The following is a 25,298-nucleotide window of genomic DNA, read 5'->3' as shown; positions in this document are numbered from 1 at the left end:
CGCCGGGCTCGCGGCGATGGGTGCAGCCGTCGGCGGCGCGATCCCGTTCTCGGACCAGATGCCGGCCGGGCTCGTTCCCGTTGCACTGGCGCAGGGTCTACCGCCCGCCTCCGCCGTCCCGTCCGCGGCCCCGGCGACCGCCACGCCGAAGGGCCCGGAATTTCTCAATTTCCCCGGCAAGGCCAAGGGCCTTGTCCTGCTCGGCGACCGGCCGCTCGTCGCCGAAACGCCCGAGCACATGCTCGACGACGATACCACGCCGATCGAGAAGTTCTTCGTCCGCAACAACGGCCAGACGCCCGAGCCTTTCACCGAGGGCGACGCCTGGGAATTGACCATCGATGGCGAGGTCAACACGCCGCTGACGATCAAGCTCGGCGAGCTCAAGCAGAAGTTCACGCACAAGACCTTCCGCACGGTGCTGGAATGCGGCGGCAATGGCCGCTCGTTCTTCCAGCCGCAGGCACGCGGCAACCAGTGGACCAATGGCGGCGCCGGCTGCGCCGAATGGACCGGCGTACCGCTCGCCGACGTGCTGCAGAGCGCCGGCCTGAAGTCGACCGCCGTCCACACCGCCAATTACGGCGCCGATCAGCACCTATCCGGTGATGCGAGCAAGGATGCGATCTCGCGCGGCGTGCCGATCGCGGCGGCGCTGGAGCCGCATGCGCTGCTGGTCTGGGCGATGAACGGCCAGCCGCTGCCTGCCATCCATGGCGGGCCGCTGCGGGTGATCATTCCCGGCTTCCCGGCCTCGGTCTCGCATAAATGGCTGAAGCGGATCGCGATCCGCGACAAGGTGCATGACGGCCAGGGCATGGGCGGCACCTCGTACTCCGTCGCGATCAAGCCGATGATCCCCGGCGGCAAGACCGACGACTCCAATATGCGCACCATGACCGACATGCCGGTGCGCGGCATCATCACCAATCCGGCCAACGGCACGCGCCTGGCAGCCGGCACACGCAGGCTCGCGCTGCGCGGCGCCGCCTGGGACGGGCATGAGGGCGTCTCGCGCGTCGATGTCTCGATCGATTTCGGCGCGACCTGGCAGCCGGCCAAGGCGGCCGAACCGCGCAACCGCTATGATTGGCGGCGCTGGACCGCCGAGGTCGAGCTGCCGTCCGACGGCTATTACGAGCTTTGGGTCCGCGCCACCGACAGCAAGGGCCGGGCGCAGCCGCATGTCGCCGGCGGCTGGAACCCGCAGGGCTACGGCGCCAACCCGATGCACCGGGTCGCGGTACTGGTCGGTTGAACGCCGTGATCGCACGTATCGGCCGCGCCGGGCTCATGCTCGGCACGGGCCTGCTGCTCGCCACGTCGATGGCGCTGGCGCAGGCCCCTGCTCCGTCGGAGGAGACGCCGGAGATGTTTCCGGCCGGCCCGAACCGCGACGAGGCCTTCTATGCCTGCGTCGCCTGCCACAATTTCAAGCTGGTCGCGGCACAGGCGATGAGCCGCGAGAAATGGGGCGAGACGCTCGACTGGATGGTGAGCAAGCACAACATGCCGGCCCTCCCTGCGGAGGAGCGCGGCAAGGTGCTCGACTATCTCGCCAAGGTCTTTCCGACCAAGGCGCCGGCCCAGCAGGGCGGGTGGAAGAACCCGTTCCTGAACTGAGGCGACGCCTTCCGGTCAGAACAGCTTGAGTGCGACCACGCCGGCGACGACCAGCGCGATGCCGAGCCAACCGGCCGGGCGAATGCGCTGGCCGAAGGCGAGCGCGCCGACCACGGCGGTCAGCACCAGGCCGACGCCACCCCAGACGGCGTAGGCCACCGAGAGGTCCATGCCGCGGATCGCCTGCGCCAGGGCGGCGAAGGCGCCGACGACGCAGAGCACCCCGAGGGCGCCGACGAGCCGGCGCTTCAGCCCGTCGGAGATCTTGAGCAGGCTGGTGCCGATCACTTCGAGGATGACGGCAAGTCCGAGCCAGGCGAGCGCGAAGGCTTGCGCGGAGGCAGCGAAGGTCACACCAGCCTCCGCTCATCCTCCCTGGGTGCCGCAGGGTCGGCGTCGTGACCGACGCCGCGTTCCAGCAGCACGATGCCGCCGATGATCAGGGCCAGCGCCAGGATGCGCGGGACCGTCAGATGCTCGGCGAAGAAGGCATGGCCGATCAGGGCGATGCCGACGATGCCGAGGCCTTCCCAGACCGCATAGGCGACGGCCATGGGAATGACCCGCAGGGCGACGCTGAGCAGGGCGAAGGACAGTCCGATCAGCGCGAGCGGCAGCACCGCGACGAGGACCGGGCCCGCGACGAAGGCCTTGAGAGCCGACGTCGCAAGCAGCTCCACGGCGATGGCCGCGAGCAGGATCAACCAATGAAAAGACATAAGTCACACAGGGGCGCTGGCCCGGGGCGCAGGCGCCGCGGGTGCGGCGTCTGCGGGGTGCGCATCGTTAGCGTTCAAAAGACGATGTTCGAGATGAAGGGAGCGCTCAGGCTTTCGCCGAAGGCCAGCACATCGCCAAGCCCAAATCACCGGAAATACCCGTGGGCAAGGTCAATGAAATATGTGCTTCTCAGACACTCATCGCGGCGTTAAGTGCCTGAATCTAAGCTTTTTGTCAACTCGATCGCGACTTTCTGTGCCTTGGACACTATTTTCGTGGCCGCGAAACCCTCGGCTAATACCTTGAAGGCCCGAGTGAAAATCGACCTTTCGATAGGTCCGAAAAAAGACGCCCCGACGATGCGGTTTCAGCCGTCTTCGATGGGCTCAAATCGCCTCAAATCCCGATCGCTTCCGCAGAGTCCGATTAAGTCTTCCGAGAGCAATTTGCGCTAGGTGACGAGAGCTTTCAGCGCGGCGGGCGAGCCCGCATTCCCTGCGCGAGGACTGGACGAGATGGGCGCTTTCGACGTTCGCGACCTGATCAAGGCGGATTCTACCGGCCCCGCATCTGCAAGCGGAGCATCGGAGGGCACGCGGACCTTCCACCCGCTGGCCGAACGCATCGCGGCGATGCCGGTCAAGCAGACGCTGTCGCCGGTGCTGATCGAGGGGCTGGTGCGCCTCGCCGACATGCTGGTGATCCTCGGCGTCGGCGGGCTCGTCTTCGCCCTCTACGTCGCCGGCAAGGTCGACTACGCCCTGCCCTACCAGGTCACGGTGCCGCTGGTGGCGGTCGGCGCACTCGCCGTCTTCCAGGCGCTCCACCTCTACCATGTCAGCGCGTTGCGCAATTTCATCGGCATCGCGGTACGGGTCGCAGCCGGCTGGACGATCCTGTTCCTGCTGGCGCTGGCCGGCTTCTTCTTCCTCAAGGTCGGTGACCAGGTCTCGCGCGTCTGGCTCGCCGCCTTCTATGCCGTCGGCCTCGTACTGCTGCTGGCCGAGCGGCTGACAGCCTCGCTGATCGTCCTTCGGCTCACCCGGATGGGCCGGCTCGAACGTCGCACAGCGATCGTCGGCGGCGGCCCCGCCGGCGAGGAGCTGATCAAGGCGCTGGAGGCCCAGCGCGACACGGGGCTGCGCGTCTGCGGCGTCTTCGACGACCGCAATGACGATCGCTCGCCCGATCTCGTCGCCGGCTACCCCAAGCTCGGCACGATCGACGATCTCGTCGAGTTCGCGCGCCGCACCAAGCTCGACCTCGTGATCTTCACCCTGCCGATCTCGGCCGAGGCGCGGCTGCTCGCCATGCTGCGCAAGCTCTGGGTGCTGCCGATCGATATCCGGCTCTCGGCCCATATGTCGAAGCTGCGCTTCCGGCCGCGCTCTTATTCCTATATCGGCGCGGTCCCCGTGCTCGACGTGTTCGACCGACCGATCGCCGACTGGGACATCGTCGTCAAATGGGTGTTCGACAAGGTCGTCGGCACGCTGGCGCTGATCGCGCTGTCGCCGCTGATGATCGCGACCGCGATCGCCGTCAGGCTCGACTCGAAGGGTCCGATCCTGTTCCGGCAGAAGCGCTACGGCTTCAACAACGAGATGATCGAGGTGCTGAAGTTCCGCTCGCTCTATCACGATATGAGCGATTTTGCCGCCGCCAAGCAGGTCACCAAGGACGATCCGCGCGTCACCCGCGTCGGTCGCTTCATTCGCAAGACCTCGATCGACGAGTTGCCGCAGCTGCTCAACGTCGTGTTCAAGGGCAATCTCTCGCTGGTCGGCCCGCGCCCCCACGCGATCCACGCGACCGCATCGAACCGCGCCTATGAGCAGGTCGTCGACGGTTACTTCGCCCGCCACAAGGTCAAGCCCGGCATCACCGGCTGGGCGCAGGTCCATGGCTGGCGCGGCGAGACCGACACCGAGGACAAGATCCAGCGCCGCGTCGAGCATGATCTCTATTACATCGAGAACTGGTCGGTGCTGCTCGACCTCTACATCCTGATCAAGACGCCGTTCTCGCTGATGACCAAGAACGAGAACGCCTATTGAGCACGCTGGCGCACGACCCGGGGCTCGGCCGGCGCCTCCGGATTTCCCACGCCGCGCTGCAGCGCGGCGCGCTCTGGCTGCTGACCGCCTCCAGCTGGGTCGCGATCATCGAGCCCTCGCCCTATGAGATCGCCTTCCTGCTGGTCCTGGCGGTGTTCGTGCTCACCGGTCTGCGCCTGTCGCGGGCGCTGCTGCCGCTGGCGCTGCTGCTGCTCGGCTTCAATCTCGGCGGCGCCATCTCGCTGATCCCCTGGATGAACGATCCGGATGCGGTGCGCTTCATCGCCGTCTCCTTCTACCTGATGGTCACGGCGATCGTGCTGGCGGCCGTCATGGCCGACGACACGCAGGCCCGGCTCGAGGCGCTGAAGCGCGGCTATCTGTTCGCGACCTGGTGCACCGGCCTGCTCGCGATCGTCGGCTATTTCGACATTGCCGGCCTTGGCGACCATTTCACGCTGTGGGGCCGCGCGACCGGCACGTTCAAGGATCCGAACGTGCTCGGCCCGTTCCTGGTGCTGCCGATCGTCTTCGTGCTGCAGGATATCCTGGTGGGACGGCGCGGGCTCGTCGGCGGCCTCACCCTGATCAGCGTGCCGCTCGCTGCTCTGTTCCTGACCTTCTCGCGCGGCGCCTGGGGCAATCTCGCGGCTGCGGTGCTGCTGATGGCGGGCCTGACTTTCCTGACCGCGGGCACGGCCAGGATGCGGGCACGGATCGTCGCGCTGGCCCTGACCAGCCTCGTGCTCGCCGCCGCCACCCTGGCGATCGCCCTCTCCTTCGACGTGATCCGCGAGATGTTCGAGGTCCGGGCCAGCCTCGACCAGAGCTACGATCTCGGCGTCACCGGCCGCTTCGGTGCGCAGCTGCGCTCGATCCCGATGCTGCTCTCCGAGCCCAACGGCTTCGGGCCGCTGCGCTTCCGCTGGCTGTTCCTCCAGCAGGATCCGCACAATGTCTACATCAACGCCTTCGCCTCCTATGGCTGGCTCGGCGGCTTTTCCTGGCTGGCGCTGACCGTGGCGACCTGCTGGGCCGGCTGGTGGCTGGTGTTCCGGCGCGGCCCGCTGCAGGGCCAGGCGATCGCGGTTTGGTCGGTCCTCTTCGTCACGATCCTGCAGGGCTTCCAGATCGACACCGACCATTGGCGCCACTTCTACTTGCTGCTCGGGCTGATCTGGGGCCTTGCAGCCATTGCGCGTCGCCCGGGCGCTGAGACCGCGCCATGACCGGGAAGACGGGGGAAGCCCGGCAGAACCAGGCGATCCAGGTGCTGCGCGGCGTTGCGGCGCTGCTCGTCGTGATCGGCCATGCGATCCATGAGACGCAGGCGATGGGCAGCGCGCTCGGGCGCGCACCGCTCGACGGCTCCCTGCTGCGATGGAGCACGGGCGTCGACATCTTCTTCGTCATCTCCGGCTTCATCATGGTCTACAGCTCGACGCAACTGTTCGAGCGCCCCGGCGGATGGCGCAGCTTCCTCTGGCGCCGCTTCGTGCGCATCGTTCCGCTCTACTGGCTGCTGTCGACGCTGTTGCTGCTCGGCGCCCTCGTCGCGCCAAGGCTGCTGAACGTGCCGATCGACGATTGGCGGCATGTGCTGGCCTCCTATCTCTTCATCCCGTCCCTGCGGGCGCCCGGAGAGATCCGCCCGGTCATGGCGCTGGGTTGGACGCTGAACCTCGAAATGTTCTTCTACGTGCTGTTCGCCTGCACGCTCGCCTTGCCGATGCGCCTGGCCGTGCCGGTGCTGACGGCGATCCTCGCCGTGCTCGCCGGGGTCGGTCTCGCCTTCGAGCCGACGCAGGTCCAGCTCGCTTTCTGGACCCAGTCGATCATCCTCGAATTCGCCTTCGGCTGCCTGCTGGCGCTCGCCTATCTCGGCGGCCTGCGGCTGGGCGCGCCGACGGCGCTCATATTGGCCTGCGCCGGCATGGCCGGCCTGGTGCGATGGCCCGCTCTGGCCGATCAGCAATGGCCGGACGCGCTGCGCTGGGGCGTGCCTGCCCTGATGATCGTCAGCGCCGCGGCCCTGCACCGAGGCGCCAGCACGGCGCGCGGGAGGCCGTCACGGCTGCTCGGCCTCGCGGTACTGCTCGGCAACGCCTCCTACAGCCTTTACCTGGTACACCCCTTCGTACTGCGCCCGCTGCGCAATCTCTGGACGCAAGCCATTGGCGGTGCGCTTCCGCTGACGGCCTATGTCGTGGTCGCGACGGCAGCCTCCTGCGTCACTGCCCTGCTGCTCTACCGCTATGCGGAGCAGCCTTTGCTGCGGGCGATGCGGAGCCGGCGGCCGGACGGAGCCGGCGAGCGCGAAGCGCGCTCGCCCCTGCCTGCTCAGCGTTCCTTGCGAACGACCACATAGGCATAGGTCGTCACCAGGCGCCAATCGGCCTTGGCGGCGAGCTTGTTGAAGGCCGCATCGAGGCCACGCAGGCCCGGCATCCGCTCGAAGTAGCCGCTGCCCCAGAAGGGCTGGACGTGGACGTCGCGGAAGCCGGCCCGCTGGAGCATCGGCTCCAATGCCGCGCGGCTGCCACGACACTGATCGTAGAAGGCCGGGAAGACCGGGTCGTCGCCGTCCTGCCGCCGCGCTGGGAAGAGCGCATGCATGATGGCGCGCGAAGCCGCCTTCGGCAGGATGTGATTGAGCGCGAAGACCGGCGCCCAGAGCGTCGGCATGAAGGCGAGCCCGATACCGCCCGGCGCCAGCAAGGCATGGATGTTGGCCCAGGCACGCTCAACGTCATGGACATGCTCGAACACCATGCGCGAGATAATCATGTCGTAGCCGCCGCGGGCGACATCCGGCTCGGACAGATCGCCGGCGATGTCGAAACGCGCGGTGCGCAGCCCTTTCGGCGTCAGCGCGAGCTCCCCCGCATCGATGTCGTTGACGATGAGGTCGAGCCCATGACGGCGCGCGTCCTCGACGGTGAAAAGCGGATCGCGGCCGCCACCGATCTCGCAGAGCCGCCTCAGGCCGAACTGGTGCATCAGCGCCAGGATCGTCGCCTCGTAATGGTCCCAGGCCCAGTTGGAATGCCAATCGGGCTGGAGCCCGGCGAAGAAGCTCTCGATCGAGCCCCTGTCCACCGCCGCGGCATCCTGCGACCGCAGCGGCCGACGTTCGGTCAGCGCCATCGACATGACGATATGTCCCGCTTCCTGCTGTGAGGCCCCGACCCTGCGCCCGCTGCAGGGGCCGCGCAATCGAAGTCTTAAGGGAGGGTTAACAGACGACGAGGCCACTCGCTCCGAAAAGGGACATCGCCGACTGACACCGCCAGCCTTCAATCGCACTCGGTCAAATCGCCATTGCCGGCCTTGTGGGTCTGGCATGTCGCCGGGCCCGTCCGCTCCCGCGCGCAAGCGGACAGCGCGAAAGCGAGGAAGGCGACGATGGTTCTGGCCGGACGGAACGGCATGGAAGCGCGCGGCTGGCTGGCGGACATGTCCGCCAGTTGGCAGTGCCTGAGCCTGTCTCGTTCAGGACGCGCCAATGCGGGCGGCCAGGCTGCCTCGCGCAAAACCGAGATGAAAGAAGAAAATGGTCGGAGCGAGAGGATTCGAACCTCCGACCCCTTGTCCCCCAGACAAGTGCGCTAACCGGGCTGCGCTACGCTCCGACGGGTCGGCTTATAGAGCGCACGACGCCGCGATGCAACGCGGCAATTGCCGGATCGGGCCGCTGGATTCACAGCTACCTGTCGTCATGCGCAGGGGTGCGACCTCGGCCGGCGTGATGCCCCTGCGTCCGGCATGGCGGACGATGGTGCGCACGAGCCCGGCAAAGACGGTCGCCAGCGGCAGGGCCAGCGCTGCGTTACCCTCCAGCGCAAGCCAGAGCGAGGCGGGCAGCGTCGCAATCGTCGCGACGACGAGGAGAGTGCTGGTCATGCCGTGTCCACTCCGGCCCAGGACCGCCGCTGCGGCCTGCTCGACTGCTCCTCGATAGGCTTCGCACCGCGGCCAGGCCACGCTTCAGCCAGCCAAATATGCCAAGGACTTTCCGGGTGCGTGCATGCACGAGCGTCAAGCCACCTTCGGCACTGGACGCCGGCAGGTGGGCACCGGCCCCTGGCCCATCAGTTGCGCCGGACGCGCTGATCGTTTCGTGCCTTCGCCGAACACGCGTCCGGCTCGTCAAGCGCTACCGGCGGTGGCGATGCCGCGATTCCGACCAGAGCGAACCCCCATGGATTTGCGGCCTGCGTCAGCGTCCTCGCGACGATCCGCGCCTGCGCGCTGGCATATTCGGCAGCCTGATCGCTGACCCGGCCAGCGATCGCCTCGAACAACTGGAACATCATCGCTTTCGCCTCCGTGCCGCAGCGCGGCGTCGCAGGGACAACGCGCGAAAGCGGCACAGGTGCCACCGTACCGCGATAATCTCGGTGCCTTGCCCGGCGTCTTGCAGCATGCTGAGGCGCCTCGAACCAGGGGAAACGCCATGATCCGCCCGGCCCTGCTCGTCCTGTCCGGCCTTCTGCTCCATCCAGGCGACGCCAGCGCCTCGCTGTTCTGCCTCGTCCCGGAAACGGCCGACGGGTTCGTCGCCCTGCGCGCCGCGCCGGGCGCACAAGGCCGGCTGATCCTGCGCATGAGGGCCGGCGACGAGGTCCAGATCATCGAAGGCGGCCGCGGCGGCTGGAGCAAGGTCAGGCATTGGCCCGGCGATACCAGACTGGCGAAGGGCTATGAGGGCTTCAGCGAGGGCCATGTCGCGCGCCGTTTCCTTAGGGATTGCGGCTGAGCGGCGGGCCGGGCCGCTGCCGAGTGCGGCCGCCTGCCGCATGAGCAAAAGCCCGCAACGGCAAGATTCTGTTAACGTACTCCGTTCAAATGAGGTTCACAGAGTGAAGGTTATCTTCATGATACTGGCACCAATTCATGGAGGCCCCGTCATGACCCTGGACTGGCGCAACAGCCTGATGCTCGGCTTCATCGCGGCCGTGTTCGTCACCTGCCTGTTCGGCCCCTATATGATCTCGGTTATGCTCGGCGGGCTCGGCCTGACGTGCTATCTCACCAAGCACGCCAGGCCCGGAGCCTGAGCCCGTCTCACGCCGCGAGCGCGAGGCGCTGAGCCAACCAATCCCGCACCAGCCCCAGATCCGCCTGTGACAGGCCGTGACCGGTCGGCAGGCTGCGGTGCTCCACCGAAGCTCCAGCCCCGGAGAGCGTCGCCGCCAATCGCGCCGCATTCTCCTCCGGGATGATCGGATCGAAGCTGCCGGAGATAATCAGCACCGGCTTGGCCGCCAGCGTCACCACAGGCGGCTTGGCGAAAGGCGACATCGCCCGCAGCAGCACCGCTCCCGACAGCACCTCCGGCCGCAGCAGCAGCATCGCGGCGGCGATGTTGGCGCCGTTCGAGAAGCCGAGCGCGATCGGCGCCGACAGCCCGTATTCCGCGCGCGCCTGCTCGACGAAATCGGCGAGCTCATGCGTCCGCCGGATGAGATCGTCCTCGTCGAAGACGCCCTCGGCCAGACGGCGGAAGAAGCGCGGCATGCCGGCCTCCAGCGTCCGTCCGCGCGGCGAGAGCAGCGCCGCGCCCGGCGCGACGGTGCGCCCGAGCGGCAAGAGGTCGTTCTCGTCACCGCCGGTGCCGTGCAGCAGGAGGAGCGGCGCCGGGCCAGGCGCAGTCGCCGGCTCGAAGCGGTGGATGAAGGTTTCGGACGCACTCATGGCATCCCTCCTTTCACAGTGAACATCCAGCGAGGGGCGCCCCGCCCGAAGGCGGAGCGCATTCATTGATCAGACCAGAGCCGGCAGGACGGCCTCGATCTCGGCGCGACGCATCTCGTACCGCGCCGGCAGCTTGAGCGCGCCGCCGAGGTCTTCTGCCGGCTCGTCGATGGCGAAACCGGGCGCGTCGGTCGCGATCTCGAACAGCACGCCGCCGGGCTCGCGGAAGTAGACGGAGCGGAAATAGTTCCGGTCCCTCTGCTCGGTGGGGCGCAGGCCGAAGGTTTCGGTCAGCGTCTTCACCATGCGGGCCTGCTCCGCGTCGTCGCCGGCGCGGAAGGCGACGTGATGAACCGAGCCCGCGCCCATCCTTGCGGGCAGGAAGCCACCGGCCGCGCGCAGGTCGACAACCCCGCCATGGTCGGTGCCCTCCGCCCGCATGCGGACGGTGTTGCCCTCGAGCCCGGCCTCGACGAACCCGAACACGTCGCGCAGGATCGCGACGGTCGTCTCCGTCTTGTCGAGCAGCAGCGTGACGCCGTGGAAGCCGCGGATGGCGGATTCAGGCGGCACCTCGCCGTTGTCCCAGGCCGGCTCGCTCTCGCTGCCGGGCACGCCGACCAGCGCAAGCCGCATGCCGTCGGGATCGCGGAAGCTCAGCACCGTCTCGCCGAAGCGCTTCTGCGGGGCGTCGTGAGCGACGCCATTGGCGATGAGCCGATGCGTCCAGTAGCCGACCGCCGCCGCCGGGATGCGGAAGGCGGTCACTTCCGTCTCGCCGACGCCGAGCCGGCCGGGCGCAACATGCTCCCAGGGGAAAAAAGTCAGGATCGTGCCCGGATTGCCGCCGGCATCGCCGAAATAGAGGTGCCAGGTGGTCGGGTCGTCGAAGTTCACCGTCTTCTTGACTAGGCGCAGGCCGAGCACCCGGCTGTAGAAGTCGAGGTTGCGGCGCGCTGGGCCGGCGATTGCGGTGACGTGGTGGATGCCGTTGATCTGCATGACGATAGTCCTCCGGGCTGCGAGAAGCGGCCCCCGTTGACGCCAAGATGATTGCGGCTCGCCAAATTGCCAGACCTCAATCATTGCACCTGAGCAATTTCATAATCCTGAAATGCCAATTTGAATTGCGATGTCGAAATCGACATTCTCCGCCGCAGACCCAACCGGTCCTTCGGAGAAAGACCATGATCGACACTCGGTTCGCCCCCTATGGCGCCCTCGTCTTGCGCGTTGCGCTCGGCGTCATGTTCATCGCCCACGCCTATCTGAAGTTCGCCGTCTTCACCGTTCCCGGCTTCACCGGCTTCCTCGGCCAGGTCGGCCTGCCCGGCTTCCTCGCCTGGCCGATCATCCTGGCGGAAGTGCTCGGCGGCCTTGCCATCCTGACCGGCTTCTATGGCCGCTATGTCTCCGTCCTGCTGCTGCCGATCCTGCTCGGCGCACTGTCCATCCACGCCCCCAATGGCTGGGTCTTCAATGCGCCGAACGGCGGCTGGGAATATCCTGCCTTCCTTGCTCTGGCCGCTTTCGCCCACGCCCTGATCGGCGACGGCGCGCTGGCGCTGCGCTCGGCCGGACTGCCGGTCCCGGCCAAGCCCGCCTTGGCCTGAGCCTCGGCCACCATCACGACAGAACGGGCGACAGGTTGCTGCAATTTGTCGCCCGTACCATGTATCAGGGGTAGCTGACCCGCCCGGAGCCACCGCTTGCCGACCGCCGCCTCCTCTGTCGCCTGGGACGATTTCCGGCTGATCAAGGCCATCGCCGAGGCGCGCAGCCTGCCGGCGGCCGCCGAGCTGATCGGGCTCAACCATTCGACCGTCTTCCGCCGCCTCGGCCAGATCGAGGAAAGCCTGGGCACGCGCCTGTTCGAGCGGCATCGCTCCGGCTACGTGCCGACGCCGGCCGGCGAGGAGATGGCGGTCCTGGCCGAGCGGCTGGAGACCGACATCGCCGGCTTCACCCGGCGCCTTGCCGGCCGCGAGATCCTGCCGGCGGGTGAATTGCGCGTCACCACCAACGACACACTGCTGGTCGAGCTGCTGACGCCGCTCTTTGCCGCCTTCATGCGGCAATGCCCGGACATCAAGCTTGACGTCCTGCTCGGCAACCAGGCGCTCAACCTCAGCAAGCGCGACGCCGATGTCGCGATCCGTGCCACCGACAATCCGCCCGAAAACCTCATCGGCCGGCGCGCCGCCAAGATCGGCTGGGCACTTTATGGCCGAAGCGTCGATTTCCCCGATTCAACACCGCAGGCCGAGGAGAGCTTGCGCGATCGCCCCTGGATCTCGCTCGGCGACCAGTTCGGCGCGTTCAAGGTGGTCCAGCACGTGCAGAAGATCGTCCCGGCCGAGCGGGTGATCTACAAGATCAACACCGTGCTCGGGCTGACGGAAGCCGTGGAGGCCGGGATCGGGGTTGGTTACCTGCCCTGCTTCATCGCCGACAAGCGGCCGGCGCTACACCGGCTCGGGCCGCCGCAGGCGGGCTATGCCGCCGATCTCTGGCTTCTGACCCATCCCGACCTGCGCCACTCGCCGCGGGTGCGGCTCTTCCTCGATTTCATGGCGCAGGAACTGGCCAAGTTGCGGCCGCTGATGGAGGGCAGTTCGGCAGCGAGTGAGCCGGTCGTTGAAGCCGGGTCCGATCGAGATCTTTGACTTGCGCCGGCTCTTCCGAAAACCGGATGCCACTTTTCGGGCCGATGCTTTAGGATAACGCCATGGAGCTCCTCATCCCCCTCATCGCGGGCCTGGCGCTGATCTGGCTGATCGGCAGCGGCGTGCCCTGGGACGCCAAGCTGGTGACGATCGTCGTCACGCTGGCCGTCATCGTCGCGGTCGTCCTGCTCGAGCGCAACGGCCTCTGGCCCGAGGCCTTCCGGCGGCGCTGAGACGCCCGAAGGCGGGTACGGCGGGCTCAGGAGACAAGCTTCAACCCCACGATGCCGGCGACGATCAGGCCGACGCAGACGAGGCGCAGCGCCGTCGCCGGTTCGCCGAACAGGATGATGCCGAGGATGGCGGTGCCGATCGTGCCGATGCCGGTCCAGATCGCATAGGCCGTGCCGAGCGGCAGGCTCTTCAAGGCGAGACCGAGCAACCCGAGGCTCACCGCCATGCTGGTGACCGTCAGCACGGTCGGGACGAGGCGCGTGAAGCCGTGCGTGTATTTCAGCCCGATGGCCCAGCCGACTTCGAACAGGCCGGCGAAGAAGAGATAAGTCCAGGCCATGGCGGCCCTCCTTTTGGAAGGGCGGGGTCGTCCACGCCTAGTGGGAAACGCAGGCCGCAAGCCTGCGGAGGTCGTCCTCACCCGCTGATCTAGCGAGCCGGGAGCAAAGTTCAAGCACAGGCGCGCTCAACCGTCCTCGCCAACGGTCGCGCCGGCCAGGGCGCCATGCAGCAGACGGCGGCATTCGACCAGCTCGGAGAGTGTCGCCTTCAGGAAAGCGAGGTCGTCGGCGTCGACCAGCGGCTGGGCCGCGCGCGGCAAGGAGGACAGAAGCGCCTTCGCCGCGAAACCCGGCTCCATGGCAGGGGCATGCTGATGATGCTGCGTCGGCTGGGCCGCCGGCATCGCTTCGCCCCGCGGCGGCGCCATGTGGGCTGCTGCGGGTGGCTGGGCAGGCGCGTTGCCACCGACGATCTCGCCGCCGCGGCCGATCGCCTGGACGTAACGGGGCCCCTGCTCCTTCAGGATGCGCTGCAGGCCCTTGATCGTGTAGCCCTCGCCATAGAGCAGGCGGCGGATCCCCTTGAGCAGGGCGACATCGTCGGGCCGGTAATAGCGCCGGCCGCCGCCGCGCTTCAGCGGCTTGATCTGGGAGAAGCGCGTCTCCCAGAAACGCAGGACATGTTGGGGAATGTCGAGGTCTTCGGCGACCTCGCTGATGGTTCTGAATGCGTCTGGGCTCTTGTTATCCAATTCGGCCTCGAATCCGCTGCCGTGGAATTTTTGATCCTGCATCGGCCTAATCCGAAACCGCACCCCACTTTTCGGGCCGATGCGCCAGAGTCACTCTTCCTCACCCACGCCGTTCAATCCGTTGATCCGCGCCTTCATCACATTGGACGGCTTGAACACCATCACGCGGCGCGGCTCGATCGGGACTTCGACGCCGGTTTTCGGATTACGCCCGATTCGCTCGCCCTTGTCGCGCACGACGAACGAACCGAACGAGGACAATTTGACGTTTTCCCCACGTGCCACCGCATCGCAGATCTCGTCCAGCACCGCTTCGACCAGCTTGGACGACTCCGTCCGCGACAGGCCGATCTTCTGATAGACGGCCTCGCACAGATCAGCCCGCGTAATCGTTTGCCCCGCCATCAGCTCCTCCAAGGCGTTTCTTCAAACAGCGGCGTCCCTAATCAACCATCGCCCCATTGGAGGCGGACGCTAGGCGGCGAGGCGACTACGGTCAATCCTCGACACACCCGCACAGGTTGAAAAACGCGGAAATCCGCGCTGACGACCGCTAAGAAAATGTCATAAATCCAAAGTGCTTAGCCTGGGCGGCCCAACCGGGCCGCTACCAGCGGATCAGCGCCGACCCCCAGGTGAAGCCGCCGCCCATCGCCTCGATCAGGACGAGCTGGCCGGGCTTGATGCGCCCGTCCATATGGGCCTGCGCCAAAGCGAGCGGAATCGAGGCCGCCGACGTGTTGCCGTGCTGCCCGACGGTGACCACGACCCGGTCCTCGCTGATGCCGAGCTTGTGAGCGGTGGCGTCGATGATGCGGCGGTTGGCCTGATGCGGCACGAACCAGTCGATGTCGGCGCCGCTGAGCCCCGTCTCCTCGAAAGTGTGGCGCACCGTGTCGGCGAGATTGACCACGGCATGCTTGAAGACCTCGCGGCCCTCCATGCGCAGGAAGCCCACGGTTTTGGTCGAGCCCGGCCCGCCATCGACATAGAGCTTGTTCATATAGCGGCCGTCGGAGCGGACATGGGTGGTCAGCACGCCGCGATCGGCGAGCGTGCCGGCGCCCTCCTCCGCCCGCAGCACGACGGCGCCGGCACCGTCGCCGAACAGCACGCAGGTGGCGCGGTCTTCCCAGTCGAGAATGCGCGAGAAGGTCTCGGCGCCGATGACGATGGCGGTCCTGGCCGCACCGCTGGTCAGGAACTTGTCGGCGGTGGCGAGCGCGAAGACGAAGCCGGAGCAGACCGCCTGCAGGTCGAAGGCGGCGCCTTGCGTGATGCCGAGCGCGGCCTGGATCTGGGTCGCGGTCGCCGGGAAGGTGTGGTCGGGCGTCGCCGTCGCGACGATGATGAGGTCGACCTCACTCGCCGGGATGCCGGCGTCGGCAAGCGCGGCCTGCGCAGCCTTCAGGCCGAGCGTGCTGGTGGTCTCGTCGTCAGCCGCGATGTGGCGGGCATGGATGCCGGTTCGCTGGACGATCCACTCGTCGCTGGTGTCGACCTTCTCAGCCAATTCGGCGTTGGTCATGATGCGCGCCGGCAGATAGGAGCCGCAGCCGCGCAGGACGGATCGCATTCTGGACAAGGACGTTTCTCTTCCCTACTCGCCGGCGGCGACTTGTGGGCTTGCCGGTGCTGAGCTGGGCCGCGCCGTCGCGGCCATCATCTCGCGTACCTTCGCCATCAGATTCTCGCGCGCCATCTCGTAGCCGAGTTCGGTCGCGCTGGCGAACCCGACGGCATCCGTGCCGCCATGGCTCTTGATCACGATGCCTTCGAGCCCGAGGAACACGCCGCCATTGACCTTGCGCGGGTCCATCTTGTCCCTCAGCGCCGCGAAGGCGCCGCGGGCGAAAAGATAGCCGATCTTCGACATCAGCGAACGGCCCATCGCCGCGCGCAGGTATTCGCCGATCTGCTTGGCGGTGCCTTCGGCGGTCTTGAGGGCGATGTTGCCGGTGAAACCCTCGGTGACGACGACGTCGACCGTGCCCTTGCCGAGATCGTCGCCCTCGACGAAGCCGTGATACTCGAGATGCGGCAGCGCGCTCTCGCGCAGGATCCGACCGGCTTCCTTGACCGCCTCGACGCCCTTGATCTCCTCGACGCCGACATTGAGCAGGCCGACGCTCGGCCGGTCGATATCGAGCACCACGCGCGCCATGGCCGCGCCCATCACGGCAAGATCGACCAGATGCTGGGCATCGGCTCCGATGGTGGCGCCGACATCGAGCACCACGCTCTCGCCGCGGACCGTCGGCCACAGGCAGGCGATCGCCGGGCGATCGACCTGCGGCATCGATTTCAGGCAGAACTTCGACATCGCCATCAGCGCGCCGGTGTTGCCGGCCGAGATCGTGACGTCGGCCTCGCCGGTCTTGGTGGCGTCGATGGCGCGCCACATCGACGACTTGTAGCGGCCATAGCGCAAGGCCTGGCTCGGCTTGTCGTCCATCTTCACCGAGACCTCGGTGTGGTGGAAGGTGGTGACGGCCTTCAGCTTCGGATGCGCGTCGAGCAGCGGCATGACCTCGCCCTCGTTGCCGAAGATCACGAATTTCGCGTCCGGGCGACGTTCGAGCGTGAGGGCGGCGCCCGGGATGACCACGGACGGACCGTGGTCCCCGCCCATGGCGTCAAGCGCGATTGTAACCGGGCGTGTCATGCGGGGGTGATCGATTCCAGGGCCTGCGCCCCCTGCCGGGGGCGGCCGGGCGGCGGCGGACAATAGCGGGTTGGCCGCTCGCCGCAAGGGAAAGCGCGGAGGTTTCCGCCGGTCATGGCTCGCGCTTCAGCTGCAACAGGGCAGCAAAAGGCGATTCGGCCGGCGTCTCCGGGGCGGGCTCGCTGAACGCCACGCCGGGCTTGCGCGGATAGGGATCGAGCGACAGCGCCAGGAATTCGAGCGTGACCACACCCAGATCGATCGTGCCGTCGATGATCGGCTCCGGCGGCTCCTCTTCGTTGAGCAGCACCTCGATGTCGATTTCGTCGTCCTCGGACGGCTTCGCCATGGCGGCGATCTCGGCCTCCGGCGCGAAATCGAGCTTGACCGGCACGTTGAGCTCGACCGGGAAGGGCTCGAGCGTGACGACGCAGTTCTGGTGCAGCCCCGCCTTGATCATGCCCTCGAGCTTGAGCCGCTCGCCATTGCGCGAGAGCGTGTAGCTCGCCTTCAGCGCCTCGACCGAGGCGACGCCGAGATAGGACGCGATCGCAGCAAGATCTGCCTGCTCAGGCGTGACCACGACCGGTACCGGGCGCAAGGTGATGCTCTCGACGCGAATCGGACGGTGAAGGGGCAATTTGTCCTGAGGGGAAACGGTCATGCTTCGATACTGCCTGAGAAAGGCGGGAACAACGGATCGGCGGTCAGGATATCGTCGAGCGAGCGCATGGCCAAGACGGCGCCCCCCGCCCTGGCATGGCGGGCCAGCGCCGCTGCATCGATCTGCGGGGCGATGTTGCGGGCGAGCGCGGCCTCGAAGGCTCCAGGCTCCCCGGCGGCAAGCGCCTCCTCATAGCCACTGAGCCGGCCATAGAAACTGCGGCCGATCTTCTTCATCCGCTTCGGCACGGCGACGTCGCTGATGCCGCCCTGGCGGAAACCGAGCTCGAGATAGGCAAAGCTGGCGTCGATCAGGTCCTGCGCCACGTCGGCCGCCGGGGCCGGCAAGTCGCGCAGCCGCCGCAGCACCAGGAAGAGATGCAGCGTCAGCGCCTCGAACCGCCCCTCGAAATCATCGGGAACGCGGCCCTGCAGATACAGGGCCGGCTCGCGCGAGGCGCCGACGATGCGCTCAAGCAACGTGTTGACCGGCGCCATGCGCGCACGCTTCCTGCCGAACAGGCCGAAGATCACAGCCCCTACCCGCCTTTCCCAACCAGCTTGGCTAAAAGTGACTTGCCTTGCCAAAGCCATCCTCGGGCGTTACGCCAAGCGCACCCACCCTGACAAGCGCGGCAGCTCCGCGCGCCTCCCCTTCGGATCCGCCACGCATGACTGCTCCGACCCGCCGTACCGTCCTGATCGGCTCGCTGGCCGCCGCCCTGCCGCTGGCCGGCTGCGGCACTGCCACCAATCTCGGCTTCCGCACCCCGACCTCGGCCGGCCTCAACGAGGAGTTCACCCGCGGCTTCGTCATGGATGACGAGCTGATCGCCAAGGTGAAGGTCGGCATGGACGTGCAGACCGTGCTGACCACGCTCGGCACGCCCTCGACCACCTCGACCGTCGGCAACCGCACCTTCTACTACATCAGCCAGAGGGTTCGCCGGCGCTTCCAGTTCCAGGACTTCGCCGTCATCGACCAGAACGTGCTGGTGATCTATTTCAACAAGGGCTTCAAGGTCGAGCGCATCGCCAATTACGGCCTGCAGGACGGCGTGATCTTCGACTTCATCAGCCGCACCACCCCGACCGGCGGCGAGGAGCAGAGCTTCCTGCGCAACCTGTTCCGCGGCGTCACCAAGTTCACGCCGTTCGGCGCCTGAACCCGTCTCGCCATCCATGACGTGAGAGCCCTGCGGCGACACCGCAGGGCTTTTTCATTGGCGGGCCCCCGCGTTCCGCGTCGTGACGGATGCTTCATGCTTCCGAGTCGGGCGCTAAAGCAACAAGATAGATTCGCGACCTATCGGATGCGCGGCGATCTAGCCGCCCTTCGGCTTCCGTGCCGGCAGCGTCATCGCGAACACTCCGACGATGACCAGCGCGAGCCCGGCCCAAGCGGTCGGGCTCAGCCGCTCGCCGAGGAAGAGAACGCCCAGGGCAACTCCGGTGGGCACGCGCAGATAGGCGACCGAGGTCGTCCCGACCGTGCCGAGCCGGTCTATCAACCGGAAATAGAGGATGAACGCCAGCGCGGTCGAGAACACCGACAGTGCCAGTAGCGCCTGGATCGATGCGGCCGAGGGCGTGATCGTCCAGGGCCGGTCTATGATCAGGCTGAAGGGGATCAGGATCACGGCGCCGCAGATCAAGGAGCCGGCGGCCGGCATGATCGGGTCGAGCCCCTTGAAGTTGCGTCCGAACAGCGCCGCTCCGCCATAGCAGGCTGCCGCCGCGACGAGGGCGAGTTGGGCCCAGAGTTCGCGACCGAAGCCCGAGAGCGCCTCCATGCCGATGATCAGGCAGACGCCGAGCATGCCGGCGGCGACGCCGAACAGCTTGCGCCCCACAGCTGCTTCGGAACGGAAGAGCAGCAGGCTGAGCAGGAAGGCGAAGATCGGCGAGCCGGCATTGAGGATCGCAGCAAGACCGGCATCGACGCTGGTCTCGGCCCAGGCGATCAGGGTGAACGGCACGGCACTGTTGAGGCAGGCCTGGATCAGGAAGCGCCGCCAGATGACGGAATCGCGCGGCAGGCCGAGGCCGCGCCAGCGGATGACGACGAGCAGGAGCGCGCCGGCGATCAGCGTGCGCGCCGCGATCAAGGTCAGCGGCGGGATCGTCTCGACACCGAGCTTGATGAAGCTGTAGGAGGCGCCCCAGAGCGTCGCCAGCAGGAGCAGAGAGGCCAGATCGATCAGGTGGCCGGATCGTGCGGCGGCGGGAGCGGTTGGGGCGGTCATCGGGTCCTCCTCGGATGGCCGGGACCGTGGCAGGCGAAGGCGGCTCCGTCGCGCCGGAACGCTACGGCCCCGGCCGTAGCCTCGCAGATCGATTCAGCCGCCTGGCAATCCGATTCCGCAGCCGGGCGCAAATCTTTGCAGCGCAACGAAAAACCCCGCGGATCGCTCCGCGGGGCCAGGCATCTGTCAGGAGATTTGCCGCTCAGCTATGCGCCAGGATGGCGAGCAGCAGCAGCGCGATGATGTTGGTGATCTTGATCGCGGGATTCACGGCGGGGCCAGCCGTGTCCTTGTAGGGGTCGCCGACGGTGTCGCCGGTGACCGAAGCCTTGTGCGCCTCGGAGCCCTTGAGATGGCGGACGCCGTCCTTGTCGACGAAGCCGTCCTCGAAGCTCTTCTTGGCGTTGTCCCAGGCGCCGCCGCCCGAGGTCATCGAGATAGCGACGAAGATGCCGGTGACGATCACGCCCATCAGCATGGCGCCAACCGCGGCGAAGGCCTGGTTCTTGCCGGCGATGGCATTGATGACGAAGAAGGTCACGACCGGAGCGAGCACCGGCAGCAGCGACGGCAGAACCATTTCCTTGATCGCCGCCCTGGTCAGCAGGTCGACGGCGCGGGCATAGTCCGGCCGATCCGTGCCCTGCATGATGCCGGGTTTCTCCCTGAATTGACGGCGCACCTCCTCGACCACCGAGCCCGCCGCTTTGCCGACGGCGGTCATGCCCATGCCGCCGAACAGGAAGGGGATCAGGCCGCCGAGCAGCAGGCCGACGACGACGTAGGGATTGGACAGCGAGAAGTCGACGGTGACGCCCTTGAAGTACTGGAAGGTCGTCGAACCCGCCTTGTTGGCCTCGGCCACGAAGAAGTTGAGGTCCGAGGTATAGGCGGCGAAGAGTACCAGCGCGCCAAGGCCGGCCGAGCCGATGGCGTAGCCCTTGGTGATCGCCTTGGTGGTGTTGCCGACGGCATCGAGCGCGTCGGTGGAGTGGCGGACCTCCTTGGGCAGGCCGGCCATCTCGGCGATGCCGCCGGCATTGTCGGTGACCGGACCGAAGGCGTCGAGCGCGACGACCACGCCGGCCAGCGCCAGCATGGCGGTGGTGGCGATGGCGATGCCGAACAGGCCGGCGAGACCGTAGGAGACGATGATGCCGGCGATGATCACGATGGTCGGCAGCGCGGTCGATTCCAAGGAGACCGCGAGGCCCTGGATGACGTTGGTGCCGTGGCCGGTGACCGAAGCCTGGGCGATCGAGACGACCGGGCGCTTGCCGGTGCCGGTGTAGTACTCGGTGATGACGACGATCAGCAGCGTCACCGCGAGGCCGACCAGTGCGCAGCCGAACAGGCCACCCGAGGTGAAGGTCACGCCCTGCACCGTGGTGAACGAGGCGGCGAAGCCGCCGAACATCAGGTAGTTGACCGCGGCGATCGCACCGACGGAGAGCACGCCGGCGGCGATGAAGCCCTTGTAGAGCGCGCCCATGATCGACTGGTTGGCGCCGAGCTTGACGAAGAAGGTGCCGATGATCGAGGTGACGACGCAGGCCGCGCCGATCGCCATCGGATAGAGCATCATCGCGCCGAGCACGGGCTGGCCGGCGAAGAAGATGGCGGACAGCACCATGGTCGCGACCAGCGTCACCGCATAGGTCTCGAACAGGTCGGCCGCCATGCCGGCGCAGTCACCGACATTGTCGCCGACATTGTCGGCGATCGTCGCCGGGTTGCGCGGGTCATCCTCGGGAATGCCGGCCTCGACCTTGCCGACGAGGTCGGCACCGACATCCGCGCCCTTGGTGAAGATGCCGCCGCCGAGACGGGCGAAGATCGAGATCAGCGAGGCGCCGAAGCCGAGCGCGACGAGCGAGTCGATGACGACACGGCTCGAAGGCGCGAAGCCCTTCATCCCGGTGAGGAAGCCGTAATAGCAGGCGACGCCAAGCAGCGCGAGGCCGGCGACCAGCATGCCGGTGACCGCGCCCGCCTTGAAGGCGACGTCGAGGCCGTCGCCGAGCGACTGCATCGCCGCCTGGGCGGTGCGGACATTGGCGCGGACTGAGACGTTCATGCCGATGAAGCCGGCGGCGCCCGAGAGCACGGCGCCGATCAGGAAGCCGATGCCGACATAGGCGCCGAGCAGATAGGTGAGGCCGACGAAGAGTACCACTCCGACCATGGCGATTGTGACGTATTGGCGCTTGAGATAGGCCTGCGCGCCCTCGGCCACCGCACCGGAAATCTCCTGCATGCGCTGGTTGCCGGCATCGCGTTTCATCACGTCGCCATAGGCCCATAAGCCGTAGACGATCGATAACGCACTCAAGACAATGATGATGAGCAAGGCCGACATCGAATTTCCTATCCCTGAGATTTCGTCATCCGGGGTAGGACACCCCGACGGAGCCGGTTTTCCGGTTCTTTGAACGCAGGAAACGGCTCTGTCGGCCTCACGACGAATCAGGCCACAGCGCCGATCACCAGTGTCGGATCGGATTGTTGCCCAGTTTCCGCCAGAATCGCAAACGGGTCGGCTGACAATTCCGGGAGAATGTCAGGTCATCGTGCACCGATCTGCCGATCGGCCGTGACCATTTGAGGGTCACTCTAAAGTGCCACGTCCCGATTGACGTTCTTGTAGAGCAGGTAGCAGGCATCGCCGAAACCGGTCGGATAGAACTGCTGCGGGCAGTAGCCGCCCATCCAGATGAAGTCCTCGGCCCAGATCTCGTGCCAGTCCTGCCCGAGGAAGTAGAGCCCCTGCCCTTCCAGCATGTAGAGCCCGTGCTCCATCACATGGGTCTCGACATCCGGGAAAAAGGCGCCTGGCTTGAACCACATCAGGTTCATCTCGAAATCGAAGCGCATGTCGCCATAGGGCAGCAGGAACTGGAAGCCGCGCCCCTCCATGCCTGTATGATTGGTCAGCGGGACCGCATCGCGATGCGACAGGATCGGCTCGGGCACAGCAAGGCCGGGCGCCGGCTCGTAGCGCTTGCGCAGGCCAAGGACGCGCACCGGCCCATCGCTGTCATTGCGCAGCGAGAACCGCGTTCCACCCGGAACATAGGCAAAGCTGCCGGGACCGAAGGCGTTGCCGCCGGCACCGTCGATGGCGAACGCCGCTTCGCCGGACAGGCCATAATAGAAGTGCTGGACGCCGTCCTCGGCGAAAGGCGCAAGCGTGCCGCCGCCGGGCTCGATCTCGAGCACGTACTGCGCAAACCGAGCACCCAGCACCGGGGCTGCGAGAATGCGCGCAATGGTCTTCTCGACATGCGGCAACCGGCTGACCAGCACGCCCTCGGGCGGCATAAAGGCGTAGTTTCTCTGCACCACGCCGCGGTTGTGACCGATCGCGCCCGCGACGGGGCGACCGGCGCACTGGGGAAGCTGATGAGGGCGCATGCGAGGTCTCCGCTTCAGGCCGGACTATCCAGCAAGGATCACGCCACCACACGCCGCTGCAAGCCTTGCCAGGCGACCAGAGCCAGCGCGACTGCGACCGGCGGGAAGACCAGCCAGTTGACGCTGGTCCAGCCGCCGGCGCTGAGCAGTCCGCCGGAGGAGAAGGAGGCGATCGCGACCGAGCCGAAGACAAGGAAGTCGTTGGCCGCCTGGACCTTGACCCGCTCCTCCGGCCGGTAGCAGTCGGTCACCAGCGCAGTCGCGCCGATGAAGCCGAAATTCCAGCCGATCCCGAGGAGAACGAGCGCGATCCAGAAATGCGCGACGCTGAGGCCGGAGAGCCCGACGATCGCCGCGAGCGCCGTCAGCAGAAGCCCGGCGGCCGTGATCGTCTCCTTGCCGAAGCGGGCTATCAGGCGACCGGTGAAGAAGCTCGGCGCGAACATGGCGAGCACATGCCACTGGATACCGAGCGCGGCATCACCGACACTGTGGCCGCAACTGACCATGGCGAGCGGGGCCGCTGTCATGACGAAGCTCATCAGCCCGTAGGCGACGAGCGCCGCGATCACCGAGGCGATGAACTTGGGCTGGCGCATGATCTCGGGAAGCGGCCGGCCGCCACCGGACTTCGCCTCCTTCACCGGTGGCGCGCGCAGCGCCAGCACGACACCAATGGCGATCAGAGCAAGCGCACCCTGCGCCAGGAAGCTTGCGGCAAAGGGCGCGGCCGGCGTCAGGTCACGCGTCCAGTAAACCGATTGCGGCCCGATCACGCCGGCAGCCAGCCCGCCGATCATCACCCAGGAGATCGCACGCGGCCGGAAGCCCTCGCTCGCCGTGTCAGCGGCGGCGAAGCGATAGCTCTGCACATAGGAGCCGTAGAGCCCGCACAGGAAGGTGCCGAGGCAGAACAGCCAGAACAGCCGTTCGGCCACACCGGTCGCGGCGACGCTGGCGCCGACGGCACCGATCAGCGCGCCGACGATATAGCCGCGGCGGCGGCCGAGCCGGCGCATCAGCAACGCCGCCGGGATGACGCCGCAGGCGAGACCGAGTTGCATCAGGCTGACCGGGACGGTGGCGAAGGCCTGGTTCGCGACCAGTTGCGAGCCGACGATGCCGCCGAGCGAGATCACGATCGCCGGGCTCGCGCCGCCGAGCGCCTGGGCGCCGGCGAGCACAAGCGCATTGCGTTTCGCGAGCGTATCGCCGTCCATCACCGGAACATGCTGGTTCATCGCAGCCGCCGCCCTTCGCGGCCGCCCAGCCGCCGTCAGAAATGAGCGAAGGAGCCGCGCGCGAAGTTTCGCGGCTGGCCCGCTTCGGTATAGCGCACGCTCCCCGCCTCCGCGGTGACGCGCCCGATGCGCGCGAGGCTGAGCCCCGCCGCCTCCGCGGCAGCAACCATAGAAGGAAATTCTCCTTCCGGGATCGTACAGAGAATTTCGTAGTCGTCGCCGCCGGTCCAGGCCAGTTCCGCCAGTGCGGGATCGGCCATGACGGCAGAGCGGGCCGCGGGCGAGAGCGGCACGGCATCGAGGTCTATCTCCGCCCCCGCCTTCGAGGCCGCCAGCAGCTTGGCGAGGTCGCCGACCAGCCCGTCGGAGACATCCATCGCAGCCGAGGCATGCGCCTGCAGGGGGGCGGCGAGCGCAACCCGCGGCTGGGGGTGCAGATAGCGATCGGCGAGGAAGGCGCGGTCGGCTTCCGGGAGTTGGCCGACCCAGGCGGGCCGATCCGGCCCGTGCGCCTTCAGGCCGAGCGCGCCGTCGCCGATCGTGCCGGTGACGGCGACGACATCGCCCGGCTTGGCTCCCGAACGCAGCACCATGCGGCCGGCCGGAACGCTGCCGAAGGCGGTGATCGAGAGGGTCAGCGGGCCGTTGGTCGAGACCGTGTCGCCACCGATCAGCGGACAATCGGCCTCGCCCGCCATGACACCGAGCCCCCGTGCGAAGCCGGCGAGCCAGTCTTCCGTCCAGCCCGTGGGCAAAGCGAGCGTCAGGACGAAGCCGTCGGGCCTAGCGCCCTTGGCGGCGAGATCGGAGAGATTGACGCCGAGCGCCTTGCGCCCGATCGAGGCCGGCGGGTCGTCGGCGAAGAAGTGCACGCCGGCGACGAGCGCATCGGCGGTGACGACGAGCTCATAGCCGCGCGCCGGGCGCAGCAAGGCGGCGTCGTCGATCAGGCCGAGCCCGGCGCGGCCGGCGATCGGCGCGAAATAGCGGGCGATCAGCTCGAATTCGCCGGGGCTCCGGGGTCCGGCCACGGCGCCGC

Annotated in this window: 30 protein-coding genes and 1 tRNA gene; 11 read left to right on the top strand and 20 right to left on the bottom strand. The window is 67.2% G+C overall.

Features of this window, described 5'->3' with window-relative positions:
* Together CXY91_RS21045 and CXY91_RS21040 are read left to right on the top strand one after the other, a co-directional pair.
* The coding region (locus tag CXY91_RS21045) for a sulfite oxidase (RefSeq protein ID WP_248307577.1) at positions 1–1,258 on the top strand (1,258 nt) is incomplete at its 5' end.
* Between the two features lie 5 nt (positions 1,259–1,263).
* Positions 1,264–1,623, top strand: a complete 360-nt coding sequence (locus CXY91_RS21040; RefSeq protein WP_158673527.1) for a hypothetical protein — start codon at positions 1,264–1,266, stop codon at positions 1,621–1,623.
* Between the two features lie 15 nt (positions 1,624–1,638).
* On the opposite strand, the gene mdtI is transcribed toward CXY91_RS21040, so the two are convergent.
* Together mdtI and CXY91_RS21030 are read right to left on the bottom strand one after the other, a co-directional pair.
* Positions 1,639–1,977, bottom strand: a complete 339-nt coding sequence (gene mdtI, locus CXY91_RS21035) for a multidrug/spermidine efflux SMR transporter subunit MdtI (RefSeq protein WP_091830040.1) — start codon at positions 1,975–1,977, stop codon at positions 1,639–1,641.
* The gene (locus CXY91_RS21030) at positions 1,974–2,342 is read right to left on the bottom strand and encodes a DMT family transporter (RefSeq protein ID WP_100963114.1); all 369 of its coding nucleotides are present in this window, start codon (positions 2,340–2,342) and stop codon (positions 1,974–1,976) included. The genes mdtI and CXY91_RS21030 overlap by 4 nt, the downstream gene beginning before the upstream one ends.
* A 516-nt stretch (positions 2,343–2,858) precedes the next feature.
* Between CXY91_RS21030 and CXY91_RS21025 the strand changes: the two genes are divergently transcribed.
* Genes CXY91_RS21025 through CXY91_RS21015 form a run of 3 tightly spaced genes read left to right on the top strand, consistent with a single transcriptional unit; the run spans position 2,859 to position 6,768 of the window.
* On the top strand, positions 2,859–4,400 hold the full coding sequence (locus tag CXY91_RS21025; RefSeq protein WP_100963113.1) for an undecaprenyl-phosphate glucose phosphotransferase: 1,542 nt from the start codon (positions 2,859–2,861) through the stop codon (positions 4,398–4,400).
* Complete coding sequence (locus tag CXY91_RS21020) at positions 4,397–5,629, top strand: O-antigen ligase family protein (RefSeq protein WP_091830046.1); 1,233 nt, start codon at positions 4,397–4,399, stop codon at positions 5,627–5,629. The genes CXY91_RS21025 and CXY91_RS21020 overlap by 4 nt, the downstream gene beginning before the upstream one ends.
* Positions 5,626–6,768: an acyltransferase family protein gene (locus CXY91_RS21015; RefSeq protein ID WP_100963112.1), complete on the top strand. Its 1,143-nt coding sequence runs from the start codon at positions 5,626–5,628 to the stop codon at positions 6,766–6,768. Before CXY91_RS21020 ends, CXY91_RS21015 begins: the two co-directional genes overlap by 4 nt.
* On the opposite strand, the gene CXY91_RS21010 is transcribed toward CXY91_RS21015, so the two are convergent.
* From CXY91_RS21010 to CXY91_RS20995, 4 genes are all read right to left on the bottom strand, one after another.
* Positions 6,741–7,553 carry a methyltransferase domain-containing protein gene (locus CXY91_RS21010; RefSeq protein ID WP_158673526.1) on the bottom strand — a complete coding sequence of 271 codons (813 nt, stop codon included), beginning with the start codon at positions 7,551–7,553 and terminating at the stop codon, positions 6,741–6,743. The genes CXY91_RS21015 and CXY91_RS21010 overlap by 28 nt on opposite strands.
* Positions 7,554–7,954: 401 nt before the next feature.
* Positions 7,955–8,032 (bottom strand) — tRNA-Pro (locus tag CXY91_RS21005).
* Between the two features lie 10 nt (positions 8,033–8,042).
* Positions 8,043–8,303: a hypothetical protein gene (locus CXY91_RS21000; RefSeq protein ID WP_100963110.1), complete on the bottom strand. Its 261-nt coding sequence runs from the start codon at positions 8,301–8,303 to the stop codon at positions 8,043–8,045.
* Positions 8,304–8,491: 188 nt separating this feature from the next.
* Entirely contained in the window at positions 8,492–8,704 is a 213-nt protein-coding gene (locus CXY91_RS20995; protein WP_158673525.1) for a hypothetical protein, read from the bottom strand.
* A gap of 152 nt (positions 8,705–8,856) precedes the next feature.
* Here CXY91_RS20995 and CXY91_RS20990 point away from each other — a divergent pair, with 152 nt between their 5' ends.
* Positions 8,857–9,159 carry an SH3 domain-containing protein gene (locus CXY91_RS20990; RefSeq protein ID WP_100963108.1) on the top strand — a complete coding sequence of 101 codons (303 nt, stop codon included), beginning with the start codon at positions 8,857–8,859 and terminating at the stop codon, positions 9,157–9,159.
* A 151-nt stretch (positions 9,160–9,310) separates the two neighbouring features.
* A complete protein-coding gene (locus CXY91_RS30320; protein ID WP_158673524.1) occupies positions 9,311–9,460 on the top strand; it encodes a hypothetical protein in 150 nt (49 codons plus the stop codon).
* Positions 9,461–9,467: 7 nt separating this feature from the next.
* Here the strand turns inward: CXY91_RS30320 and CXY91_RS20985 are convergent, their stop codons facing one another.
* Complete coding sequence (locus CXY91_RS20985; protein ID WP_100963107.1) at positions 9,468–10,097, bottom strand: alpha/beta hydrolase; 630 nt, start codon at positions 10,095–10,097, stop codon at positions 9,468–9,470.
* Between the two features lie 69 nt (positions 10,098–10,166).
* Complete coding sequence (locus tag CXY91_RS20980; RefSeq protein ID WP_091830062.1) at positions 10,167–11,099, bottom strand: ring-cleaving dioxygenase; 933 nt, start codon at positions 11,097–11,099, stop codon at positions 10,167–10,169.
* 185 nt (positions 11,100–11,284) lie between these two features.
* On the opposite strand from CXY91_RS20980, the gene CXY91_RS20975 reads away from it, so the two are divergent.
* From CXY91_RS20975 to CXY91_RS30315, 3 genes are all read left to right on the top strand, one after another.
* Positions 11,285–11,710, top strand: coding sequence for a DoxX family protein (locus tag CXY91_RS20975; protein ID WP_100963106.1), 426 nt, complete (start codon positions 11,285–11,287; stop codon positions 11,708–11,710).
* A gap of 96 nt (positions 11,711–11,806) precedes the next feature.
* Positions 11,807–12,763, top strand: coding sequence for a LysR family transcriptional regulator (locus tag CXY91_RS20970; RefSeq protein ID WP_100963105.1), 957 nt, complete (start codon positions 11,807–11,809; stop codon positions 12,761–12,763).
* 62 nt (positions 12,764–12,825) lie between these two features.
* A complete protein-coding gene (locus CXY91_RS30315) occupies positions 12,826–12,996 on the top strand; it encodes a hypothetical protein (protein ID WP_158673523.1) in 171 nt (56 codons plus the stop codon).
* Positions 12,997–13,022: 26 nt separating this feature from the next.
* Here the strand turns inward: CXY91_RS30315 and sugE are convergent, their stop codons facing one another.
* From sugE to CXY91_RS20935, 7 genes are all read right to left on the bottom strand, one after another.
* On the bottom strand, positions 13,023–13,337 hold the full coding sequence (sugE, locus tag CXY91_RS20965; RefSeq protein ID WP_100963104.1) for a quaternary ammonium compound efflux SMR transporter SugE: 315 nt from the start codon (positions 13,335–13,337) through the stop codon (positions 13,023–13,025).
* A 126-nt stretch (positions 13,338–13,463) separates the two neighbouring features.
* A complete protein-coding gene (locus tag CXY91_RS20960) occupies positions 13,464–14,072 on the bottom strand; it encodes a MerR family transcriptional regulator (RefSeq protein WP_091830070.1) in 609 nt (202 codons plus the stop codon).
* Positions 14,073–14,120: 48 nt separating this feature from the next.
* Positions 14,121–14,435: an integration host factor subunit alpha gene (locus CXY91_RS20955; RefSeq protein ID WP_057192231.1), complete on the bottom strand. Its 315-nt coding sequence runs from the start codon at positions 14,433–14,435 to the stop codon at positions 14,121–14,123.
* A gap of 202 nt (positions 14,436–14,637) precedes the next feature.
* Complete coding sequence (locus CXY91_RS20950; RefSeq protein ID WP_100963103.1) at positions 14,638–15,615, bottom strand: beta-ketoacyl-ACP synthase III; 978 nt, start codon at positions 15,613–15,615, stop codon at positions 14,638–14,640.
* Positions 15,616–15,630: 15 nt separating this feature from the next.
* The gene (gene plsX, locus CXY91_RS20945; RefSeq protein ID WP_100963102.1) at positions 15,631–16,695 is read right to left on the bottom strand and encodes a phosphate acyltransferase PlsX; all 1,065 of its coding nucleotides are present in this window, start codon (positions 16,693–16,695) and stop codon (positions 15,631–15,633) included.
* A gap of 112 nt (positions 16,696–16,807) precedes the next feature.
* Positions 16,808–17,359 carry a YceD family protein gene (locus CXY91_RS20940; RefSeq protein WP_100963101.1) on the bottom strand — a complete coding sequence of 184 codons (552 nt, stop codon included), beginning with the start codon at positions 17,357–17,359 and terminating at the stop codon, positions 16,808–16,810.
* Positions 17,356–17,856: a ubiquinol-cytochrome C chaperone family protein gene (locus tag CXY91_RS20935; RefSeq protein WP_158673522.1), complete on the bottom strand. Its 501-nt coding sequence runs from the start codon at positions 17,854–17,856 to the stop codon at positions 17,356–17,358. The genes CXY91_RS20940 and CXY91_RS20935 overlap by 4 nt, the downstream gene beginning before the upstream one ends.
* 173 nt (positions 17,857–18,029) lie before the next feature.
* On the opposite strand from CXY91_RS20935, the gene CXY91_RS20930 reads away from it, so the two are divergent.
* Positions 18,030–18,524 carry an outer membrane protein assembly factor BamE gene (locus CXY91_RS20930; protein ID WP_091830080.1) on the top strand — a complete coding sequence of 165 codons (495 nt, stop codon included), beginning with the start codon at positions 18,030–18,032 and terminating at the stop codon, positions 18,522–18,524.
* A gap of 159 nt (positions 18,525–18,683) precedes the next feature.
* Here the strand turns inward: CXY91_RS20930 and CXY91_RS20925 are convergent, their stop codons facing one another.
* The 5 genes from CXY91_RS20925 to thiL form a co-directional block, all read right to left on the bottom strand.
* A complete protein-coding gene (locus CXY91_RS20925) occupies positions 18,684–19,604 on the bottom strand; it encodes a DMT family transporter (protein ID WP_100963099.1) in 921 nt (306 codons plus the stop codon).
* A gap of 202 nt (positions 19,605–19,806) precedes the next feature.
* Entirely contained in the window at positions 19,807–21,963 is a 2,157-nt protein-coding gene (locus CXY91_RS20920) for a sodium-translocating pyrophosphatase (protein ID WP_100963098.1), read from the bottom strand.
* A gap of 254 nt (positions 21,964–22,217) precedes the next feature.
* The gene (allE, locus tag CXY91_RS20915; protein WP_091830086.1) at positions 22,218–23,018 is read right to left on the bottom strand and encodes a (S)-ureidoglycine aminohydrolase; all 801 of its coding nucleotides are present in this window, start codon (positions 23,016–23,018) and stop codon (positions 22,218–22,220) included.
* A gap of 38 nt (positions 23,019–23,056) precedes the next feature.
* Positions 23,057–24,259, bottom strand: a complete 1,203-nt coding sequence (locus tag CXY91_RS20910; protein WP_248307576.1) for an MFS transporter — start codon at positions 24,257–24,259, stop codon at positions 23,057–23,059.
* 35 nt (positions 24,260–24,294) lie between these two features.
* Positions 24,295–25,290, bottom strand: coding sequence for a thiamine-phosphate kinase (gene thiL / locus CXY91_RS20905; RefSeq protein WP_100963126.1), 996 nt, complete (start codon positions 25,288–25,290; stop codon positions 24,295–24,297).
* Between the last annotated feature and the right edge of the window lie 8 nt (positions 25,291–25,298).

It is taken from the genome of Allobosea sp. FBZP-16 (genome assembly GCF_002831785.1).
Lineage (GTDB): Bacteria > Pseudomonadota > Alphaproteobacteria > Rhizobiales > Beijerinckiaceae > Allobosea > Allobosea lupini.
The sequence above is the reverse complement of the archived record's forward strand: the minus strand, read 5'-3'. Positions and strand labels throughout refer to the sequence as shown.

Bases quoted from the DNA above. Each gene is read 5' to 3' on its own strand.
- CXY91_RS21030 (WP_100963114.1), bottom strand. From the start codon at position 2,342: ATGTCTTTTCATTGGTTGATCCTGCTCGCGGCCATCGCCGTGGAGCTG.
- CXY91_RS21025 (WP_100963113.1), top strand. From the start codon at position 2,859: ATGGGCGCTTTCGACGTTCGCGACCTGATCAAGGCGGATTCTACCGGC.
- CXY91_RS21015 (WP_100963112.1), top strand. From the start codon at position 5,626: ATGACCGGGAAGACGGGGGAAGCCCGGCAGAACCAGGCGATCCAGGTG.
- CXY91_RS21010 (WP_158673526.1), bottom strand. From the start codon at position 7,553: ATGTCGATGGCGCTGACCGAACGTCGGCCGCTGCGGTCGCAGGATGCC.
- CXY91_RS21000 (WP_100963110.1), bottom strand. From the start codon at position 8,303: ATGACCAGCACTCTCCTCGTCGTCGCGACGATTGCGACGCTGCCCGCC.
- CXY91_RS20990 (WP_100963108.1), top strand. From the start codon at position 8,857: ATGATCCGCCCGGCCCTGCTCGTCCTGTCCGGCCTTCTGCTCCATCCA.
- CXY91_RS30320 (WP_158673524.1), top strand. From the start codon at position 9,311: ATGACCCTGGACTGGCGCAACAGCCTGATGCTCGGCTTCATCGCGGCC.
- CXY91_RS20985 (WP_100963107.1), bottom strand. From the start codon at position 10,097: ATGAGTGCGTCCGAAACCTTCATCCACCGCTTCGAGCCGGCGACTGCG.
- CXY91_RS20980 (WP_091830062.1), bottom strand. From the start codon at position 11,099: ATGCAGATCAACGGCATCCACCACGTCACCGCAATCGCCGGCCCAGCG.
- CXY91_RS20975 (WP_100963106.1), top strand. From the start codon at position 11,285: ATGATCGACACTCGGTTCGCCCCCTATGGCGCCCTCGTCTTGCGCGTT.
- CXY91_RS30315 (WP_158673523.1), top strand. From the start codon at position 12,826: ATGGAGCTCCTCATCCCCCTCATCGCGGGCCTGGCGCTGATCTGGCTG.
- sugE (WP_100963104.1), bottom strand. From the start codon at position 13,337: ATGGCCTGGACTTATCTCTTCTTCGCCGGCCTGTTCGAAGTCGGCTGG.
- CXY91_RS20960 (WP_091830070.1), bottom strand. From the start codon at position 14,072: ATGCAGGATCAAAAATTCCACGGCAGCGGATTCGAGGCCGAATTGGAT.
- CXY91_RS20955 (WP_057192231.1), bottom strand. From the start codon at position 14,435: ATGGCGGGGCAAACGATTACGCGGGCTGATCTGTGCGAGGCCGTCTAT.
- plsX (WP_100963102.1), bottom strand. From the start codon at position 16,695: ATGACACGCCCGGTTACAATCGCGCTTGACGCCATGGGCGGGGACCAC.
- CXY91_RS20940 (WP_100963101.1), bottom strand. From the start codon at position 17,359: ATGACCGTTTCCCCTCAGGACAAATTGCCCCTTCACCGTCCGATTCGC.
- CXY91_RS20935 (WP_158673522.1), bottom strand. From the start codon at position 17,856: ATGGCGCCGGTCAACACGTTGCTTGAGCGCATCGTCGGCGCCTCGCGC.
- CXY91_RS20930 (WP_091830080.1), top strand. From the start codon at position 18,030: ATGACTGCTCCGACCCGCCGTACCGTCCTGATCGGCTCGCTGGCCGCC.
- CXY91_RS20925 (WP_100963099.1), bottom strand. From the start codon at position 19,604: ATGACCGCCCCAACCGCTCCCGCCGCCGCACGATCCGGCCACCTGATC.
- CXY91_RS20920 (WP_100963098.1), bottom strand. From the start codon at position 21,963: ATGTCGGCCTTGCTCATCATCATTGTCTTGAGTGCGTTATCGATCGTC.
- allE (WP_091830086.1), bottom strand. From the start codon at position 23,018: ATGCGCCCTCATCAGCTTCCCCAGTGCGCCGGTCGCCCCGTCGCGGGC.
- CXY91_RS20910 (WP_248307576.1), bottom strand. From the start codon at position 24,259: ATGAACCAGCATGTTCCGGTGATGGACGGCGATACGCTCGCGAAACGC.